This window comes from Streptomyces sp. NPDC050121, from assembly GCF_044460385.1.
GTDB lineage: Bacteria > Actinomycetota > Actinomycetes > Streptomycetales > Streptomycetaceae > Streptomyces > Streptomyces soliscabiei.
Map to the genome: position 1 here is coordinate 300,699 of NZ_JBITJV010000001.1, position 17,928 is coordinate 318,626.

General features: G+C 70.7%; 18 protein-coding genes and 1 pseudogene. 13 read left to right on the top strand and 6 right to left on the bottom strand.

What is annotated here, in order from left to right:
- Window positions 1–160 precede the first annotated feature (160 nt).
- From ACIBTS_RS01360 to ACIBTS_RS01370, 3 genes and pseudogenes are all read right to left on the bottom strand, one after another.
- Window positions 161–865, bottom strand: a complete 705-nt coding sequence (locus ACIBTS_RS01360) for a L,D-transpeptidase (RefSeq protein WP_399315783.1) — start codon at window positions 863–865, stop codon at window positions 161–163.
- 699 nt (window positions 866–1,564) lie between these two features.
- Window positions 1,565–2,050 (bottom strand): annotated as a pseudogene (locus ACIBTS_RS01365) (pyridoxamine 5'-phosphate oxidase family protein); the annotation flags it as partial.
- Between the two features lie 120 nt (window positions 2,051–2,170).
- Window positions 2,171–3,100: a hypothetical protein gene (locus tag ACIBTS_RS01370; protein ID WP_399315784.1), complete on the bottom strand. Its 930-nt coding sequence runs from the start codon at window positions 3,098–3,100 to the stop codon at window positions 2,171–2,173.
- Window positions 3,101–3,301: 201 nt separating this feature from the next.
- On the opposite strand from ACIBTS_RS01370, the gene argH reads away from it, so the two are divergent.
- The 4 genes from argH to ACIBTS_RS01390 all read left to right on the top strand — a co-directional run bounded on the left by argH (window position 3,302) and on the right by ACIBTS_RS01390 (window position 8,106).
- Entirely contained in the window at window positions 3,302–4,729 is a 1,428-nt protein-coding gene (argH, locus tag ACIBTS_RS01375) for an argininosuccinate lyase (protein WP_319670792.1), read from the top strand.
- 184 nt (window positions 4,730–4,913) lie between these two features.
- Window positions 4,914–5,885 carry an aldo/keto reductase gene (locus ACIBTS_RS01380; RefSeq protein ID WP_399315785.1) on the top strand — a complete coding sequence of 324 codons (972 nt, stop codon included), beginning with the start codon at window positions 4,914–4,916 and terminating at the stop codon, window positions 5,883–5,885.
- Between the two features lie 80 nt (window positions 5,886–5,965).
- Window positions 5,966–6,562 carry a TetR/AcrR family transcriptional regulator gene (locus ACIBTS_RS01385; protein WP_399315786.1) on the top strand — a complete coding sequence of 199 codons (597 nt, stop codon included), beginning with the start codon at window positions 5,966–5,968 and terminating at the stop codon, window positions 6,560–6,562.
- A complete protein-coding gene (locus ACIBTS_RS01390) occupies window positions 6,559–8,106 on the top strand; it encodes an MFS transporter (protein WP_399315787.1) in 1,548 nt (515 codons plus the stop codon). The genes ACIBTS_RS01385 and ACIBTS_RS01390 overlap by 4 nt, the downstream gene beginning before the upstream one ends.
- 54 nt (window positions 8,107–8,160) lie before the next feature.
- Here ACIBTS_RS01390 and ACIBTS_RS01395 read toward each other — a convergent pair whose 3' ends face one another.
- Complete coding sequence (locus ACIBTS_RS01395) at window positions 8,161–8,835, bottom strand: 1-acyl-sn-glycerol-3-phosphate acyltransferase (RefSeq protein ID WP_079663449.1); 675 nt, start codon at window positions 8,833–8,835, stop codon at window positions 8,161–8,163.
- Between the two features lie 193 nt (window positions 8,836–9,028).
- On the opposite strand from ACIBTS_RS01395, the gene ACIBTS_RS01400 reads away from it, so the two are divergent.
- The 4 genes from ACIBTS_RS01400 to ACIBTS_RS01415 all read left to right on the top strand — a co-directional run bounded on the left by ACIBTS_RS01400 (window position 9,029) and on the right by ACIBTS_RS01415 (window position 11,757).
- Window positions 9,029–9,265: a hypothetical protein gene (locus ACIBTS_RS01400; RefSeq protein ID WP_399315788.1), complete on the top strand. Its 237-nt coding sequence runs from the start codon at window positions 9,029–9,031 to the stop codon at window positions 9,263–9,265.
- A gap of 184 nt (window positions 9,266–9,449) precedes the next feature.
- The gene (locus tag ACIBTS_RS01405; protein ID WP_399315789.1) at window positions 9,450–10,640 is read left to right on the top strand and encodes a glycerophosphodiester phosphodiesterase; all 1,191 of its coding nucleotides are present in this window, start codon (window positions 9,450–9,452) and stop codon (window positions 10,638–10,640) included.
- A gap of 67 nt (window positions 10,641–10,707) precedes the next feature.
- Window positions 10,708–11,214 carry an RNA polymerase sigma factor gene (locus tag ACIBTS_RS01410; protein WP_399315790.1) on the top strand — a complete coding sequence of 169 codons (507 nt, stop codon included), beginning with the start codon at window positions 10,708–10,710 and terminating at the stop codon, window positions 11,212–11,214.
- Window positions 11,215–11,259: 45 nt separating this feature from the next.
- A complete protein-coding gene (locus ACIBTS_RS01415; protein ID WP_319670798.1) occupies window positions 11,260–11,757 on the top strand; it encodes a GNAT family N-acetyltransferase in 498 nt (165 codons plus the stop codon).
- Here the strand turns inward: ACIBTS_RS01415 and ACIBTS_RS01420 are convergent.
- Window positions 11,747–12,187: a hypothetical protein gene (locus ACIBTS_RS01420; protein WP_319670799.1), complete on the bottom strand. Its 441-nt coding sequence runs from the start codon at window positions 12,185–12,187 to the stop codon at window positions 11,747–11,749. The two genes, ACIBTS_RS01415 and ACIBTS_RS01420, sit on opposite strands and share 11 nt — an antisense overlap.
- Before the next feature lies 1 nt (window position 12,188).
- Window positions 12,189–12,548 carry a hypothetical protein gene (locus tag ACIBTS_RS01425; RefSeq protein ID WP_319670800.1) on the bottom strand — a complete coding sequence of 120 codons (360 nt, stop codon included), beginning with the start codon at window positions 12,546–12,548 and terminating at the stop codon, window positions 12,189–12,191.
- 487 nt (window positions 12,549–13,035) lie between these two features.
- Between ACIBTS_RS01425 and ACIBTS_RS01430 the strand changes: the two genes are divergently transcribed.
- The 5 genes from ACIBTS_RS01430 to cbiE all read left to right on the top strand — a co-directional run bounded on the left by ACIBTS_RS01430 (window position 13,036) and on the right by cbiE (window position 17,899).
- The gene (locus ACIBTS_RS01430) at window positions 13,036–14,076 is read left to right on the top strand and encodes a methionine ABC transporter ATP-binding protein (protein ID WP_399315791.1); all 1,041 of its coding nucleotides are present in this window, start codon (window positions 13,036–13,038) and stop codon (window positions 14,074–14,076) included.
- Entirely contained in the window at window positions 14,073–14,831 is a 759-nt protein-coding gene (locus ACIBTS_RS01435; RefSeq protein ID WP_319670802.1) for a methionine ABC transporter permease, read from the top strand. Before ACIBTS_RS01430 ends, ACIBTS_RS01435 begins: the two co-directional genes overlap by 4 nt.
- Window positions 14,832–14,910: 79 nt before the next feature.
- Window positions 14,911–15,753 (top strand): MetQ/NlpA family ABC transporter substrate-binding protein, encoded by an 843-nt coding sequence (locus tag ACIBTS_RS01440; RefSeq protein WP_399315792.1) that lies wholly within the window; start codon window positions 14,911–14,913, stop codon window positions 15,751–15,753.
- 187 nt (window positions 15,754–15,940) lie between these two features.
- A complete protein-coding gene (locus ACIBTS_RS01445; RefSeq protein ID WP_319670804.1) occupies window positions 15,941–16,579 on the top strand; it encodes a GNAT family N-acetyltransferase in 639 nt (212 codons plus the stop codon).
- 96 nt (window positions 16,580–16,675) lie between these two features.
- Window positions 16,676–17,899 (top strand): precorrin-6y C5,15-methyltransferase (decarboxylating) subunit CbiE, encoded by a 1,224-nt coding sequence (gene cbiE, locus ACIBTS_RS01450; RefSeq protein WP_399315793.1) that lies wholly within the window; start codon window positions 16,676–16,678, stop codon window positions 17,897–17,899.
- Window positions 17,900–17,928: the final 29 nt, after the last annotated feature.

Sequence of the window (17,928 nt, forward strand, 5' to 3'; positions counted from 1 at the left end):
GTGGGACTTGACCCTTGGCCCACAGATACGGGCGCAAGCCGCGGAGTGTTCAGCCGATCACCCGGAGGACGTGCACGCGGACACCGGGACCACCGACGCCACCGTACGGCCGGGCACAACCGTTGATGGCACCGCGCACCGTCAACCACCCCGCGGTGGCTCAATACCGGCTGATCGCCGTCGGGCCGCCGGCCGTGCCGATCGCGATGTGCGGCCGCTCCCACGACCGGAGCCAGGCCAGCATCTGCCGCATCGCCCCCACCGGCACCGACACACAACCGGCCGTCGCGCCACGGCCGTTGACATGCAGGAAGATTCCGGCTCCGCGGCCCCGCACCGGCGTACGGTAGTTGAACCCGATGAGCAGCGCGTACGCGTACTGGGTGCGGTACGTGCCGAGGTGTTCGGACTCGGCGGCACGGCAGTCGGCCGGCCGGGGCTCGGTCCACCGGTTGTAGGCACGGGAGTCGTTGTCCTGACACCACCAGGAGCCCTGCCGCACGGGACGGTACGGATACGACGTCCCGCGCGGCGCCCCACGGATGCCAAAGGCGAACGGGAGGCCGTACAGGCCGGTGGGTGTGGTGTTGGTGCCCTGTCTGCGTGAGGCTCCCTCGACCAGGCCCTTCGCACCGAACCGGGCCGGTGTGGAACCGGCCGGCACCCATCGCCCGTGACGCAGGTCCCACCAGGTGAGCGTGCCCGCCGTGGCGCCCGCCTCCGGGGCCACGGCGGTGATCAACTGGGTGCCGCCGCCGGTGTCCGCCATCCGCGCGGGCAACGGCTGGTGAGCGTCGGTGCCCGGAGCCGCACCGAGCAGCAGAAGCGACGCACAGACGACAGCGGCGGCGACGAGAGGGCGCATGATCCAGACGCTAGAGGGGAGCGGCGACGCCGGCAGGCCGGAGTGGGCCGACCGTGCGCGGCGCCGCCTCCCCCGGGGCCTGTCCCTGCCGGCCGGTCAGGTCACCGGACCCAGCGGGTTGAGCTGGTCCGCCCGGCCCTCGAATGCGTACAGCAGCAGATCGGTCATCCTGATTCTGGCGAGGAGGCCTCGGCGTTCACGCCGGGGAGGAATCGCCTCCCGCTGGGGAATACGACGGCCTCAAGCTGGAGGACCTGGCAATCCCTGCGGGCTGATGGAGTAGTCCCGCCATTACTGGAGAGCGGTATGCGGTGAAAGCCGCACGTACCGTTCGGAGGGGGGCCGTTGTCTTCCATTTCGGTGGGGGCGGCGGCCTACCCTACGCTGCTGCCGACGCCCGAGCAGGCGTCGGTACTTGAGGTGACCCTGTACGCCTGGGGCACCCTGATCGCCTTCCGGCCCGAGGCGGCCCAGCCGTTCGACGACCGGTGTCTGTCGTGGCAGCACGACGCGCGCACGGTGTCGATCTGGACGGTTCAGGGGCGGCTGAAGAACCTGCGCTACACCGGCCATGTCGACCAGCTCAAGACACTGGTGCAGTACCGGCGCGGCGAGAGCGATCTCATCTGCCGGGGCGGCAGGTGGTATCTGATCGCCACCTGCGAGGTGCCCGATCCCGAGGTCTACGAGCCGGTGGACTTCGTCGGCCGCGAACCGCTTCGCGTGCAGCGCGCGGTCCTCGTCGTACGTCATGAAGGGCACCGCGAACCCGCACGTGTCCCGGACCAGTTCGGCGTGCACGACGATGATCGCGCGCAGCCCGTGCGGGGTCGGGTCGATGCCGGCGAAATGCGTGAGGAGCTCCCGGAAGCGGGGGTCGTCGCGGAAGACGGGTTCGCCGCGGCCGTGCACCCGCACGATGTTCGGCGGCCCCTGGAAGGCGCACCACATCAGCGTGATCCGGCCGTTCTCCCTCAGGTGCGCGACGGTCTCCGCGTTGGAGCCGGCGAAGTCGAGGTAGGCCACGGTGTGTTCGTCGAGTACGGCGAACGAGCCCTTGAGGCCCTTGGGGGAGAGGTTGACCGTGCCGTCGCCGGACAGGGGCGCGGTCGCGGTGAAGAACAGGGGCTGCTCCTCGATGAACCTACGGAGCCGCCCGTCGATGCGCTCATAGGTCTTTCCCATGTCTAACGATTATCCGGGAAATCCTTTTGGTTGTCTAAGGAGATGTGCGATTGCCTCGGTGGAACACCGCAGCGGCCGCCCCGGCCGGCGCTTCTCGGGGCGGCCGCTGGGCCTGTCACGTCACTTGTTCAACGTGCAGGCGGCCAGCGCGTCGAGACCCTGCGGCTTGGTGCCCTTGCGGCCGATCGAGATGGCGATGCGGTCGATCGTGGACACGCGCTTGTCCTTCAGCGGGCCGAGAATCGCGTTCTGCACGAAGTTGGCGCCGCCCTGGCCGACCGTGTTCTGGAGCCGGGTGTTGGCCTCGTTGATCTGCGTCTGGAGCAGTGCCAGGTTGCGGTCCACCTCCGCCTTCGCGGTCGCGGGGATCGCGGGCAGCTGCGAGGCGACGTCGGGGCAGCTGATGGTGCCGACGCCGGCCGCGCCGCCCGCGGCGTTGCCGCCCGCGTTGTTTCCGCCGGCCGCGCCGCCCGCGGCCTTGCCGCCCGCGTTGTTGCCGCCCGCGTTGTTGCCGCCCGCGTTGTTCCCGGCGGCCGCGCCGCCCGCGCCCGCCTGCCCGCCGGCACCGGCACCGGCGCCTGCTCCCGCCCCGGCGCCGCCGCCGGCGTTGAGGGCGCACGGGGCGAGCGCCTCGAGGCCCTGCGGCTTCTCGGCGGTGCGGCCGATGGCCGTGGCGATGCGGTTGACGGTCGAGATCCGCTTGTCCTTCAGGGGGCCGAGGATCGCGTTCTGCACGAAGTTGGCGCCGCCCTGGCCCACGGTGTCGACGAGCCGCTTGTTGGCCTCGTTGATCTGCGTCTGGAGCAGTGCCAGGTTGCGGTCCACCTCCGCCTTCGCGGTCGCGGGGATCGCGGGCAGCTGGGAGGCCACGTCCGGGCATGTGATGGTGCCGGGGCTGGCGAGGGTCTTGGCGTTGGTCGTGCTGCCGCTGTTGGACGACTCCCCGGCGAGGGCCTGGTTCACGACCACCGCACCGGTCAGGGCCAGAGCGGCGGCGCCGCCGATGATCGCCACGCGACGCTTGTTGTACTTCGGAAGAGCCCTGGACATGGGGATGCCTCACTTGGGTCAGGAGTGGGTTTACAAACGCGGCGCCAGCGTCGGTGTGAAGTACGGGTAAGCGGTTGTCGTTGTTCAAGGCGGCTTCAAATTCCCTTGCCGAACTTCGCCGGAACTCCCAGAATTGACGAATCATGCAGAGCAATGCATAATCATGCAGGACGTTCGGTGCGGCGATGAGGAGCAACGCAAGTGAGCAGCAACAGCGGTGACGTACGGCTCTGGGGCGGCCGTTTCGCCGACGGTCCCGCCGAGGCCCTGGCGAAGCTGTCCGCGTCCGTCCACTTCGACTGGCGGCTCGCGCCCTACGACATCGCCGGTTCGCGCGCCCACGCGCGCGTGCTGCACAAGGCGGGCCTGCTCACCGAGGACGAGCTGACCCGGATGATCGCCGGGCTCGACCAGCTGGAGGCGGACGTCGCCGACGGCTCCTTCGTGGGCACCATCGCCGACGAGGACGTCCACACCGCCCTGGAGCGTGGCCTCCTGGAGCGCCTCGGCCCCGACCTCGGCGGCAAGCTGCGCGCGGGCCGCTCCCGCAACGACCAGGTGGCCACCCTCTTCCGGATGTACCTGCGTGACCACGCCCGGATCATCGGCGGCCTCGTGGCCGAGCTCCAGGACGCCCTGATCGGCCTGGCGGAGGCCCACCCGGACGTGGCGATGCCCGGCCGCACCCATCTGCAGCACGCCCAGCCGGTGCTCTTCGCCCACCATGTCCTCGCGCACGTGCAGTCCCTGTCCCGGGACGCCGAGCGGCTGCGCCAGTGGGACGAGCGCACGGCCGTCTCGCCGTACGGCTCGGGCGCCCTCGCGGGCAGCAGCCTCGGCCTGGATCCGGAGGCGGTCGCGAAGGACCTCGGCTTCGAGCACGGCAGCGTCGGCAACTCCATCGACGGCACGGCCTCGCGCGATTTCGTCGCCGAGTTCGCCTTCATCACCGCGATGATCGGGGTCAACCTCTCCCGGATCTCCGAGGAGATCATCATCTGGAACACGAAGGAGTTCTCCTTCGTGACGCTGCACGACGCGTTCTCCACGGGCTCGTCGATCATGCCGCAGAAGAAGAACCCCGACATCGCGGAGCTGGCGCGCGGCAAGTCGGGCCGCCTGATCGGCAACCTGACCGGCCTCATGGCCACCCTCAAGGCCCTCCCGCTCGCCTACAACCGCGACCTCCAGGAGGACAAGGAGCCGGTCTTCGACTCCTGCGACCAGCTGGAGGTCCTGCTCCCCGCCTTCACCGGCATGGTCGCCACCCTCACCGTCCACCGCGAGCGCATGGAGGAGCTTGCCCCGGCCGGGTTCTCCCTCGCCACCGACATCGCCGAGTGGCTGGTCAAGCAGGGCGTGCCGTTCCGCGTGGCGCACGAGGTGGCCGGCGAGTGCGTCAAGGCCGCCGAGGCCGAGGGCAAGGAACTGGACGAGCTGACGGACGAACAGTTCGCGAAGATCTCCTCCCACCTGACCCCCGAGGTCCGCACCGTCCTCAACGTCCCGGGCGCCCTCGCCTCCCGCGACGGCCGCGGCGGTACGGCGCCCAGCGCGGTCGCCGTCCAGCTCGCCGAGGTCAAGGCCGACGTGGCGTCGCAGCACAGCTGGGCGGACGCCAAGAAGTGACGGGGAGGCGGGGGGAGTCGGTGGCGGACACCGCACCGGCAGGCCGCCCGCCTGCTCGAAGTCGCTCGTCGAGCCCGGCGCGGAAACGGACCGTTGCCGCACCTCACGGGTGGGCTCACGTTTTGTCAGCGGCATGCGGGTTAGGTTGGTGGCAGCCGCAAGGAGCCACCGAACGGAGCCCGCGATGCCCTTCGCCCGCCTCGCCTCAGCGACGACCCCCACCTGCCACATCGGCCTGGGTCTCGCCGCCGTCGGCCGCCCCGGCTACATCAACGTCGGACGCGACCGGGACCTCGGCGCCGACCGCAGTGTCAACGCCCTGCGCACCCGCACCCACGAACTCCTGGACGCCGCCTACGCCCAGGGCGTCCGCTACTTCGACGCGGCCCGCTCCTACGGCCGCGCCGAGGAGTTCCTGGCCGACTGGCTGAAGGTCAGGCCCGACGTCGACGACATCGTCGTAGGCAGCAAGTGGGGCTACACCTACACCGCCGACTGGACGACGGACGCGGAGCGGCACGAGGTCAAGGACCACAGCCTCGCCGCCTACGAACGTCAGCGCGTCGAGACGGACGAGCTCCTCGGCGACCGGCTCGACCTCTACCAGATCCACTCGGTGACCCCGGACAGCCCGGCCCTCACCGACAAGGAGCTTCACGCCAGGCTCGCCGAAGCCGCCGCCGAGGGCCTCACCGTGGGCTTCTCCACCAGCGGCCCCGCCCAGGCCGACGCCATCCGCGCCGCCCTCGCCGTGACGGTCGACGGCGAGCCCCTCTTCCGTACGGTCCAGTCGACGTACAACGCCCTGGAGACCTCGGCCGGCCCCGCCCTCGCCGAGGCCCACGACGCCGGACTCACGGTGATCGTGAAGGAGGGCATGGCCAACGGCCGCCTCGCGGAGCCGTACGCGCCGGACGCCCTGAAGACCGTCGCGGGTCAGACGTCTCTCGGCTGCGACGCGGTCGCCCTCGCCCTGATCCTGCGCCGGCCCTGGGCCGGTGTCGTCCTCTCCGGCGCCGCGACGGTCACCCAGCTCGCCTCCAACCTGCACGCGGCGGTCGTGGACCTCGACGACGACCAGCTCGACCGGCTGTCCGCGCTGGCGGAGACCCCGCAGACGTACTGGGAGCGGCGCGGCGGCCTGCCCTGGCACTGACAACCCCGCTCGACCGATGTCGGTGAGTCACACATGCCCGTTGTGAGACATGAATGTCTCATATGGGTTATGGTTGTCTCATGGCCGTCGACCGTGACCACGTACTCCGCAGCGCTGCCGCCCTGCTGACCCGCAAATCCACCGCGACGATGGACGAGGTCGCCAAGGCGGCCGGGATCAGCCGCGCCACGCTGCACCGGCACTTCGCCGGGCGCGACGCCCTGGTCCGCGCCCTGGAGGCCCTCGGCATCACGGAGTGCGACCACGCCCTGGACGCGGCCCGGCTGGACGAGGGCCCGGCCGGCGACGCCGTACGCCGTCTGGTGGCCGAGATCGAGTCGGCCGCCGGTCTGCTCGCCTTCCTCTACACCGAGAACCAGCTGTTCGAGGGCGAGGAACAGAACCAGGGCTGGACCCGGATCGACGACCGTATCTCCGCCCTGTTCCGACGCGGCCAGCTGAACGGCGAGTTCCGCATCGACCTCACGCCCGCCTGGCTCACCGAGGCGCTGTTCGGCCTGCTGGCCTCCGGCGCGTGGCTGGTGCAGAGCGGCAAGGGTGCGCCCAAGGACTTCCAGCACATGATCGCCGAGCTGCTCCTCGGCGGCGCACTACGGCATCCCGCACCACAGGACCCAGCACCACAGGACCCCGCACAACAGAGAGAGGAACCATGACCAGCACCCTGCGGCCGGCGAGCACGACCGAGGCGGTGAAGCGTCCGGACCGTTGGCTGGCGCTCTGTGTCCTCGTGCTCGCCGTGCTGCTGGTGGCCGTCGACGCGACCGTCCTCGGTCTCGCGACCCCCTTCATCAGCGAGGATCTCAAGCCCTCGGGCACCCAGCTCCTCTGGATCGGCGACGTCTACTCCTTCGTCATCGCCGGCCTGCTCGTCTCGATGGGCAGCCTCGGCGACCGCATCGGCCGCAAGCGCATCCTGCTCGCCGGCGCCACGGCCTTCGGCCTGATATCGGTCCTCAACGCCTACGCGACGACCCCGGAGACGATGATCGCGGCCCGCGCGCTGCTCGGCGTGGCCGGCGCGACCCTCATGCCCGCCACCCTCGCCCTGATCCGCAACCTCTTCCACGACCCGCGCGAACGCAGCCTGGCCGTGGGCATCTGGGGCGCGACGGCCTCCGCGGGCACCGCCGTCGGCCCCATTGTGGGCGGCTTCCTCCTCCAGCACTTCTGGTGGGGCTCGGTCTTCCTCATCAACCTGCCCGTGATGGTCGTCCTGGTCCTCGTCGGCATCAGGACGCTCCCCGAGTCCCGCACCCCGAACCCCGGCCCGTGGGACCTGGTGAGCGTGGTCCTGTCCCTGGTCGGCATGATCGGCATCGTCTACGCCGTCAAGGAGGCCGCGACCCACGGCCTCACCTGGGTCTCGGTGGGCACGGGCCTGCTGGGCGCGGCGGCGCTCCACGGCTTCGTCCGCCGCCAGCTGACCCTTGAGGCGCCCCTGCTGGACATGCGCCTGTTCCGCAACCGCGGCTTCAGCGGCGCGGTCCTGGCCGACCTGCTGACCATCCTGGGCCTGTCCGGCCTGGTGTTCTTCCTCTCCCAGTATCTGCAACTCGTCCAGGGCAGGCGCCCGCTGGAGGCCGGTCTGGTCGAACTGCCCGCCGCGATCGGCGCGGTGGCGGCCGGCCTGATCGCGGGCCGCGCGGCCCGCCGCTTCTCGGTACGGGCCGTGGTCTGCGGCGGCCTCGCGGCGATCGGTCTGGCGCTGGCCGCCCTGACGACGATCACCCAGTCCACCGGCTACCCCCTGCTGGGAGCCGCGCTGCTGGTGGTCGGCGTGGGCGCCGGCTTCTCCTTCACGGTGACGGCCGACGTCATCCTGAGCTCGGTACCGAAGGACCAGGCGGGCGCGGCCTCCGCGGTCTCCGAAACGGCCTACGAACTGGGCGCGGCCCTGGGCATCGCCGTCCTCGGCTCGATCGTGACGGGCGTCTACCGGGGTTTCCCCGCCCCGGCGGGCACACCGGAGGGCGCCCATGAATCACTGGGCGGCGCGGTGGAAGCGGCGGATCGGCTGCCTGCGCAAACGGCCCAGGAACTGCTGTCCTCGGCGCGTGAGGCCTTCGTGGACGGCCTGACGCTGGCGGCGGGCGCGGGCGCGATCGTGCTGCTCGCGACGGCGGCGGCAGCGTGGTTCATGCTGCGCGGGCAACGGTTGGAGAGCGGACGTGAGGGGCGCGCGGAAGCGCACGACTGACCCCCACGCCCCCGCGGACCCACCCGCATCCGCAGCCGCACGACGACAAAGCCGCTACGCAGCTTCCTTCGCCTTGGTCGCGTACATGTCCACGTACTCCTGCCCGGACAACCGCATGACCTCCGTCATCACGGAGTCCGTCACGGCGCGCAGTACATACCGGTCGCGGTCCATCCCGTCGTACCGCGAGAACTCCATCGCCTCGCCGAACCGAACGGTGACCCGGCCGGGCCGGGGCATCCCCGCCCCGCCCGGCTGCAGCTTGTCCGTGCCGATCATCGCGAAGGGGACGACGGGCGCACCCGTCATCAACGTCAGACGGGCGATACCGGTACGCCCCCGGTACAGGCGGCCGTCGGGCGACCGCGTCCCCTCGGGGTAGATCCCGAAGACCTTCCCCTCCTCCAGCACCCGCCGCCCGGTCATCAGCGCGGCCACGCCCCCGCGGCCGCCGTCCCGGTCGACCGGGATCATGCCGACGCCGGTGAAGAACCAGGCCATGAGCCGGCCCTTGAAGGACTTGCCGGTGACGTACTCGTCCTTGCCGATGAAGAAGACCTGCCGGTCGCACACGAGCGGCAGGATCATCGAGTCGATGAACGTGAGGTGATTGCCCGCCAGGATGACGGGGCCGTCGCCGGGAATGTGCTCCGCGCCCTCGACCCGAGGGCGGAACATCAGGCGCATGACCGGTCCGAGCACTGCCTTGATGAGCGCGAAGCGGGACAACGAGCCCTCCGATGTCAAGGGAAAACGGTATGAGTCTGTGCAGGTGAGGACGATACTCGCGGCCCCGGCTTCGGCGCACATCGGGTCACCCAGGTCTTACGCACTGTTGACGTACGTTTACCTGGACGGCGCAATCGCCGCCCGCCCGTCACCTGGGTGGCATGCTGGGAACAACGCCGTGAAACCGGGGGTCATGGGTATCGTTGTTGCTTTCGCCGTACTGCTGTTGCTCGTACTCGCCGCCTCCGTGACGGTCCTGGTGCGCAGGGAGCGCCGCCGCTTCTCGGCGGGCCCCGACCCTGCCCGCGTCGAGGCGAAGGCGAATCGCGACCTGCGTGAGGCCCGTGGCAGGGTGCGCATGGCGAACCGCCTTGCCGCCCCCGGGACGCTCGACGCACTGCGCGACCGGGACGACCGCAGCCGGTACTGACCGCCTTCCCCGGCGGCCCCCGCCCATTCCTCCCGTCGATCCTCCTGTCCGACGGTCCGTCAGCTTGACGTACGGCACACGCCATCCACCGTCACCCGCGTGTTAGGACCGAGGTCTCCCGACGGTCATGTCCACGCCCCTACGATCGGCCCGCACGAACGAGGCGACGGTCAGGAGGCCCCTCATGGGAACACAGGACACGCAGGAGTCGAACCAGCAGGCGAGCGTGAGCGGAAGCGGACGGCGGGCGCTTCTCGGCGCGGCCGTGCTCGGCGCCACCGGAGGCGTCCTCGGCCTGTCGGGCACCGCGAGAGCCACCGAGGCGCGGACCGGCAGCGGTCATGGCGGGGGCCTGAAGAGCCTGCCCGTGCCGACGATCATCGGTCACCGCGGTGCCAGCGGCTACCGCCCCGAGCACACCTTCGGCTCCTACCAGCTGGCCCTCGACCTGGGCGCCGACATCGTCGAGGCCGGCGACCTCGTCCCCACCAAGGACGGCCACCTGGTCTGCCGGCACGAGCCGGAGATCGGCGGCACGACGGACGTCGCCGACCACCCCGAGTTCGCCGGCCGCAAGACCACCAAGGTCCTCGACGGCGTCTCCACGACCGGCTGGTTCACCGAGGACTTCACCCTTGCGGAGCTGAAGACCCTGCGCGCGATCGAGCGCATCCCGGCCAACCGCCCGCACAACACGCTCTACAACGGCCGCTGGGAGATCCCCACCTTCGAGGAGGTCCTGAAGTGGCAGGACGAGCAGAGCCGTAAGCGCGGCAAGCAGGTCTGGATCTACCCCGAGACCAAGCACCCCACCTACTTCCGCAAGCTGGGCCTGGGCCTGGAGGAGCGGGTCGCCAAGCTGCTGCACAAGTACGGCAAGGACAGGAAGAACTCGCCGGTCATCCTGCAGTCCTTCGAGCCGACCAGCATCCAGCGCCTGAACAAGCTGGTCGACAACCCCCTCGTGGTCCTGCTGTCGGCGGCGAACACCCGCCCCTGGGACTTCGTCGAGACGGGCGACCCGCGTACCGTCGCCGACCTGATCACCCGGGCCGGCCTCAGGGAGATCGCCGGCTACGCCCAGGGCATCGGCCCCACCCTCGACCTCGTCATCCCGAAGGACGCGGCCGGCAACCTCACCACCCCGACCTCCCTGGTGAAGGACGCCCACGCGGTCGGCCTGATCCTGCACCCCTACACCATGCGCAACGAGAACCCCTTCCTGCCCACGAACTTCCGCAAGGGCACGGACGCGGACGGATACGGCGACCCCTTCGGCGCGTTCCGCACCTACTTCGCGACCGGCATCGACGGCGTCTTCACCGACAACGCCGACACGGGCGTCCTCGCCCGCGCGGACTTCGTCAACGGCTGAGTCCCCGTTGGAGTGACAGTCGGCCGCCCCGGCAACCAGCAGCCCGGGCGGCCGCATCGTTTGGCATATGACGCACGACCTGCTCACCGCCCTGCGCCCCCTCCTCGCCGCGGAGGCCTCCGCCGAGGCCCACGCCACCGGCACGGAACCCGGCGACCTGGAACAGGCGGTCTGGCTCCGCCTCCTGGAGCACCTCGCCTCCGACGGCCCGCCCCCCGACCCGCAGGGCTGGCTGCGCAGGGCCGTCCGCGCCGAGGTCCGCCGCACCCGCCGTACGACCCGCCGCGAGCAGCCCTACGAGAGCGACCCCGCCGACGACGCCTCCCGCGGTCCCGAGCAGATCGCCCTCACCGCCGCCCGCCATCGCGCCCTGCGCGAGGCCGTGCACCGGCTCCCCGGCCGCTGCTCCCGTCTCCTCCAGGCGCTTCTCTCACCCGAGGACCTCACCTACCGCGAGATCGCGGGGGAGTTGGGTATCTCACAGGGCAGTCTCGGCCCGGAACGTTCCAGATGTCTGGGATGTCTGCGGCGTTTGCTGACGCCGGAGGTTGCGGCTCACGAAGTGCGGGGATAGGAGTGAAGGACCACAGGCGATCAGGTGAGCGGGAGGCGTGCGCACATGGGCATGAGCGTGACCATCTCGGGGGCGACCGAGCAGGATGTCGAGCAGATCTTCAGGCTGCAGTACCTGTGCTTCCAGAGTGAAGCCGCGCTGTACGGCAACTACCGCATCGACCCGCTCGTGCAGAGCCTCGACTCCGTCCGGCAGGAACTCGCCACCGACTGCGTCTTCGTGGCCCGCCTGGGCGACGAGGTGGTCGGCTCCGTACGCGGCCGCCTCACCGAGGACGGCGCCGCCGCCATCGGCAAGCTCTGCGTCCACCCCCGCCTCCAGGGGCACGGCATCGGCGCGAGACTGCTGCGCGCGGCCGAGTCGGCGCTCGCCGAGGAGCGCGGCGCCAAGAAGTTCCGCCTCTTCACCGGCCACCGCAGCGAGGGCAACCTCCGCCTCTACCGCCGCGTCGGCTACGAGACGGTCGGCACCTCCGAGGGCACGGACGGTGTACTGATGATCGTCCTGGAGAAGCAGGCGGGGGAGTACGCGGCTACCGCGTAGCGGCGGTGGCGGCGGTGGCGGCGGTCCGGGATTTCCGCAGCCAGTACAGGGCGGACAGCGGCAGCAGCACGGGGATGAACACGTATCCCATGCCGTAGTCCGACCACACGGTCGCGTCGTGGAAGGCCGACGGCTCGATCACGGTCCAGGTACCGACGATCAGCACGCCCGCGAGTTCGGCGGCGCAGCACACCTGCGCCGCCCTGCGCGCGGTCTCCCCGCCGCGCACCAGCGAGTACGTGATGAACCCGTACACGAGACCCGCCACCGCGGACAGCGTGTACGACAGCGGCGCCCGGTCGAACTCCGTCGCGATCTGGTACACCGACCGCGACACGGCCCCGACCACCATCACGCCGTAGAACCACACCAGCAGCATCCCGGGCCCGCCGATGAGCCGGGCCGGCTTCTTCTCCTGTACCGCCGCCATCTCAGCCTCCCCAGATGTCATAGAGCCGCACCTCCAGCACGGCGAGCACCACACCGCCCGCGGCGACCGTCACCGAACCCCAGCGGGTCCGCTCGGCCAGCGACATGAATCCCGCGGTCGGCACACATGCGAAGGCGCCCAGCAGATACGCCACGAAGATCGTCGTGCCCTGCTCCGGCTTCTGGCCCCGCGCCAACTGCACGATCCCGACCACCAGTTGAACCGTGGCCAGAGCCGAGACCACGGCCATCCCGATGAAGTGCCAGTCCTTCGTGGGCTGGTCACGGTAGGCGGCCCAGCCGCACCAGGCGGCGAGCAGCAACGCGGCGACGCCGGTCACCAGCGTCAGGGCATCAAGCATGCAGTGACCTTATTACGGCGTAATCGACACCCCGCGGTCGGCCCCGAGGCCCGCCGGTCGACGGTGGCGTCGACCACAGTCCGCCCGGCCCGCCAGGCGCTCACGTGCGGACCGTCCACGGCTGTCCAGCATCCGGACAGCGGGGTCTCGGTCAGGACCGTACGTCTGGTTTACTGATGCTCATGACCACGACGAGCAGCCGCACCCTTGCGACCGAGGCGACCATGACGCCCGGTGCTCGTTGTATGTGTCGAATGTGCGCCTTCTAGAGGGCCCCCGCACCACCCCCCGAGCTCGCGCCCCGAAGCGAGCCGCCGTGGCACGTCCGTACGCCGCATGTCCGCCGTACAGGACACCAGCCGCGCCCCGCGCACATGTTTCTCCCCGGTTCCCCGCCACAGCGAGAACCGTGTCGCGTCCCTGACAGCCTGCATCCGTGCGCTCTGGCACACCCATGTCCGCGCACTCGACAGTGACGGAAATCCACGTGATCACCACCATGGACCTCACCAAGGTCTACCGCTCGCGCGGCCGTGAGGTCACCGCCCTCGACGGCGTCGACCTGCACGTTCGTGAAGGCGAGGTGTACGGCGTCATCGGCCAGTCCGGCGCCGGCAAGTCCTCGCTGATCCGCTGCATCAACCTCCTGGAGCGCCCCACCGCCGGCACGGTCACCGTCGCCGGACAGGACCTCACCGCGCTCGCCGGGCGCGGACCCCGCGCCGGCAAGGAGCTGCGGCAGGCGCGCAGCCGGATCGGCATGGTCTTCCAGCACTTCAACCTGCTGTCCTCGCGCACCGTGCAGGACAACGTCGAACTCCCCCTGGAGATCCTCGGCATCTCAGGGAAGGAACGTTCCCGCAAGGCGCTGGAGCTGCTCGACCTGGTCGGTCTCGCCGACAAGGCCAAGTCCTACCCCGCCCAGCTCTCCGGCGGCCAGAAGCAGCGCGTCGGCATCGCCCGCGCCCTCGCCGGCGACCCGAAGGTGCTGCTCTCCGACGAGGCCACCAGCGCCCTCGACCCGGAGACCACCCGCTCCATCCTCCAACTGCTGCGCGACCTGAACCGCCGGCTGGGCCTGACCGTCCTGCTCATCACCCACGAGATGGACGTGGTGAAGTCGATCTGCGATTCCGCCGCGCTCATGGAGAACGGCCGAGTCGTCGAGTCCGGCACGGTCAGCGAACTGCTCGCCACCCCCGGATCCGAACTGGCCGCCGCGCTCTTCCCGGTGGGCGGCGAAGCCACCGGCGAGGACCGCACCGTCGTCGACGTCACCTTCCATGGCGAGAGCGCCACTCAGCCCGTCGTCTCCCAGCTGTCACGCACCTACAACATCGACATATCGATCCTCGGTGCCGCCATCGACACCGTCGGCGGCCTCCAGGTCGGCCGCATGCGCATCGAACTGCCCGGCCGCTACGAGGACAACGTCGTGCCGATCGGCTTCCTGCGCGAACAGGGCCTCCAGATCGACGTCGTGGGCCGGGAGCCCGCATCCGTGCTGGTGAAGGAAGGTGTCAAGTGACCTGGTCGGAGATGCAGCCCCTGCTGTCCCAGGCGTGTTGGGACACCCTCTACATGGTCGGCTGGTCCACGCTCATCGCCGTCGTCGGCGGCCTCCCGCTCGGCGTCCTGCTGGTCCTGACCGACCGGGGCGGCCTGCTGCAGAACGTCCTCGCCAACAGGGTGCTCGGGCAGGTCGTGAACGTCGCCCGCTCGCTGCCGTTCATCATCCTGATGGTCGCGCTGATGAACTTCACCCGCACGATCACCGGGACGACCATCGGCCGGGAGGCCGCGATCGTGCCGCTCGCCGTCGGCGCCATCCCGTTCTTCGCGCGCCTCGTCGAGACGGCTGTCCGCGAAGTGGACGGCGGGCTCGTCGAGGCCGTGCAGGCGATGGGCGGCAACACCTGGACGATCGTGCGCAAGGTCCTCGTCCCGGAGTCCCTGCCCTCCCTCATCGCCGGCACCACCACCACGATCGTCGCCCTCATCGGCTACTCCGCCATGGCGGGCACGGTCGGCGCCGGCGGCCTCGGAGACATCGCCATCCGCTACGGCTACCAGCGCTTCGAGACCGAGCTGATGTGGATCACGGTGGCGATCCTCGCCGTCGTCATCTCCCTCATCCAGTTCGCCGGCGACTACGCGGCCCGCTCCCTGCACCGCCGCGGCGGCCGCTCGGGCCCCGTGCCCAAGCTCCGCCTGCTGAAGGCGAAGGAGCCCGCGGCCGCGGACGTCGGCAAGGCGGCCACGGACGTCGGCAAGGTCGCATAAGCGCCCAAGAGGCACCCCGCCCCACAGTCCCCCCGCTCACCCCACGCGGGGCCGCAACACCTCAGGAAAGGCACTTTTCGTGCGTAACACCGCCAAGATCACCACCGCAGTCCTCGCCGCCGGAGCCCTCACCCTCGGACTCGGCGCCTGCGGCTCGGACAAGGGCTCCGACTCCTCCTCCGCTTCCTCCGACGCCGGCGGCCCGCTGGTCGTCGCCGCCAGCCCCACCCCGCACGCCGAGATCCTGAACTTCGTCAAGGACAACCTGGCGAAGAAGGCGGGCCTCGACCTGGAGGTCAAGGAGTTCACCGACTACGTCACGCCGAACACGGCGACGGAGGACGGCTCGGTCGACGCCAACTACTTCCAGAACCAGCCGTACCTCGACGATTTCAACAAGAAGAACGGCACCCACATCGTGCCCGTCGTCACGGTCCACCTGGAGCCGCTCGGCCTCTACTCGCACAAGGTCAAGAGCGCCGACGCCCTCAAGAGCGGTGCGACGATCGCCGTCCCGAACGACAGCGTCAACGAGGCCCGCGCCCTGAAGCTGCTCGCCGCGAACAAACTCATCGCCCTCAAGGACGGCGTGGGCAACGACGCGACGCCCGCGGACATCACCGCGAACCCGAAGAAGCTCAAGTTCAAGGAGCTGGAGGCGGCCCAGACCCCGCGCTCCCTCGACGACGTGGACGCGGCCGTCATCAACGGCAACTACGCCATCGAGGCCGACCTCAAGCCCGCCTCGGACGCCCTCGTCCTGGAGTCCGCCAAGGACAACCCCTACGGCAACTTCCTCGCCGTGAAGAAGGGCGACGAGAGCGACCCGCGCGTCAAGAAGCTCGCCGCGCTCCTCACGTCCCCCGAGGTCAAGAAGTTCATCGCGGACAAGTACGCAGGCTCGGTCATCGCGTCCTTCTGAGGCGTCCACGCAGGCGGTCTGCCGGTCACCTCCGGCTGACCTGCGCACCCACGGGGTCCACTCCATCACTCGGGGTGGACCCCGTGGTGCGGTGCGGTGCTCACATGCTGCATGCTGGGCAGTTCAGCAGGCCCTGACGGCCCAGCAGGTCGGGCCCTGACGGTTTCGAAGGCTACGGAGCGGCTTCATGACGAGCACCTTCCCCACCATCTCCATCAGCACGGAGCGGTTGGTGCTGCGTCCCCTCGACGAGGACGACGTGCCCGCCCTGGCCGACATGATGAACGACGAACAGGTGGGGGCGTGGACCGCCGTGCCCCAGCCCTACAGCGAGGCCGCTGCCCGCCGTTGGATCACCGAGTACGCGCCCACCGAACGCGGCGCGGGCCGCGGCCTCGACCTCGCCGTCACCGAGTTCCTCACCCAGCGCCTGGTCGGCATAGTCCAACTCGCCAAGACCAACTGGCATGTCCGCTCCACCGAGCTGTCGTACATCATCGCCCCCTGGGCGCGCGGCGAGGGCTACGCCTCCGAGGCGGCGCTGGCCACCGCGCAATGGCTGCTCACCGACCAGAAGTTCGAGCGCATCGAGCTGCGCACCGCCGCCGACAACACCGCCTCCCAGCAGGTAGCCCAGAAGATCGGCTGCATCAGCGAGGGTGTGCTGCGCGGCGCCTGTATAGCCCGCGCCCGCGCCGAGGACGGCACCTGGACCGAGGTGCGCACCGACTACATCGTGTGGAGCCTGCTTCCGGAGGACCTGGAGGGACCCGGCGAGCACTTCGCGGAGAGCGGCGGCTACCCCTCCTACAGCGACTGGAACTGAACCCGGGCCCCGCGCGGGCGCCCCCGTCCGGCCCCGCCGACCAGGTACCCTCACGGAGCCCGCTACCAGCGTGAACCCCCGGGGAGACTGACGACGATGGCCGACCGCGTCACGGTGATCGGCTGGGACGGCTCGCCACTGACCGCCGCGGCCCGATCGGCCCTGGGCGCCGCCACACTGGTGGCCGGCGCCGCCCACCATCTGGCGCTGCCCGAGGTGCCGCCCGCGGCGGAACGCATCCGGCTCGGCAGCGTCGCCCTCGCCGCCCGCCGCATCGCCGGCCACCGCGGCACCGCGGTCGTCCTCGCCGACGGCGACCCGGGCTTCTTCGGCGTCGTACGCACCCTGCGCGCACCCGAGTTCGGCCTGGAGGTGGAGGTCGTCCCGGCCGTCTCCGCCGTCGCCGCCGCCTTCGCCCGGGCCGGCATGCCCTGGGACGACGCCCAGGTCGTCGTCGCCCACCGGCGCACCCTGCGCCGCGCGGTGAACGTGTGCCGCGCCCACACCAAGGTCGCCGTCCTCACCTCCCCGGGCGCCGGCCCCGCCGAGCTCGGCCTGCTCATGGAGGGCGTGCACCGCACCTTCGTGGTCTGCGAGGAACTCGGCACCACCCGCGAACAGGTCAGCGTCGTCACCTCCGACAAGGCCGCCGACCACACCTGGCGCGACCCCAACGTCGTCATCGTGATCGGCGGCCCCACCGGACCGGTCGTCTCCGGCGACAGCGGCTGGATCGCCGGCCGCGACCCGGGCGCCGGCCCGCGCGGCTGGGCCCTGCCGGGCGAGGCGTACGGCGGCGGACTCGGCGAGGGGGAGGCGGAGCTGCTGCGCGCGGGCCAACTCGCCCGGCTCGGCCCGCGGGTCGGTGACCTCGTATGGGACATCGGCTGCGGCAGCGGCGCCTTCGCGACCGAGGCGGCGCGGGCGGGCGCCGCCGTCATCGCCGTCGACCGTGCCCTGGACGCGTGCGGCCGCACCGACGCCTCCGCGCGCCGCCACGGCGTCCAACTGCAGATCGTCCACGGCACCGCCCCGCACGTCCTGGAGAACCTGCCAGAGCCGGACGTCGTCCGGGTCGGCGGCGGGGGAGCGGCCGTGGTCTCCGCGGTCGCCGACCGCCGCCCGCAGCGCATCGTCACCCATGCGGCGACCCGCGACGCGGCCGAACGCGTGGGCCGCGACCTGTCCGAGCACGGCTACCGCGTCGAATGCGCCCTCGTCCAGTCGGTCGAACTCGACACACGGGCCTGGACGGAAACAGAGCGGAGCGTCGCGTTCCTGCTCACCGGAGAAATTCTGCGGCGCGAAGCGCCTCGCTGAGGGGTGGTGGTCGGGCGACGGGTGGGCAC

Bases quoted from the DNA above. Each gene is read 5' to 3' on its own strand.
- ACIBTS_RS01380 (WP_399315785.1), top strand. From the start codon at position 4,914: ATGCCCTTCGCCCGCCTCGCCTCAGCGACGACCCCCACCTGCCACATC.
- ACIBTS_RS01415 (WP_319670798.1), top strand. From the start codon at position 11,260: ATGGGCATGAGCGTGACCATCTCGGGGGCGACCGAGCAGGATGTCGAG.
- ACIBTS_RS01385 (WP_399315786.1), top strand. From the start codon at position 5,966: ATGGCCGTCGACCGTGACCACGTACTCCGCAGCGCTGCCGCCCTGCTG.
- ACIBTS_RS01410 (WP_399315790.1), top strand. From the start codon at position 10,708: ATGACGCACGACCTGCTCACCGCCCTGCGCCCCCTCCTCGCCGCGGAG.
- ACIBTS_RS01405 (WP_399315789.1), top strand. From the start codon at position 9,450: ATGGGAACACAGGACACGCAGGAGTCGAACCAGCAGGCGAGCGTGAGC.
- cbiE (WP_399315793.1), top strand. From the start codon at position 16,676: ATGGCCGACCGCGTCACGGTGATCGGCTGGGACGGCTCGCCACTGACC.
- ACIBTS_RS01445 (WP_319670804.1), top strand. From the start codon at position 15,941: ATGACGAGCACCTTCCCCACCATCTCCATCAGCACGGAGCGGTTGGTG.
- ACIBTS_RS01400 (WP_399315788.1), top strand. From the start codon at position 9,029: ATGGGTATCGTTGTTGCTTTCGCCGTACTGCTGTTGCTCGTACTCGCC.
- ACIBTS_RS01425 (WP_319670800.1), bottom strand. From the start codon at position 12,548: ATGCTTGATGCCCTGACGCTGGTGACCGGCGTCGCCGCGTTGCTGCTC.
- ACIBTS_RS01390 (WP_399315787.1), top strand. From the start codon at position 6,559: ATGACCAGCACCCTGCGGCCGGCGAGCACGACCGAGGCGGTGAAGCGT.
- ACIBTS_RS01370 (WP_399315784.1), bottom strand. From the start codon at position 3,100: ATGTCCAGGGCTCTTCCGAAGTACAACAAGCGTCGCGTGGCGATCATC.
- ACIBTS_RS01420 (WP_319670799.1), bottom strand. From the start codon at position 12,187: ATGGCGGCGGTACAGGAGAAGAAGCCGGCCCGGCTCATCGGCGGGCCC.
- ACIBTS_RS01360 (WP_399315783.1), bottom strand. From the start codon at position 865: ATGCGCCCTCTCGTCGCCGCCGCTGTCGTCTGTGCGTCGCTTCTGCTG.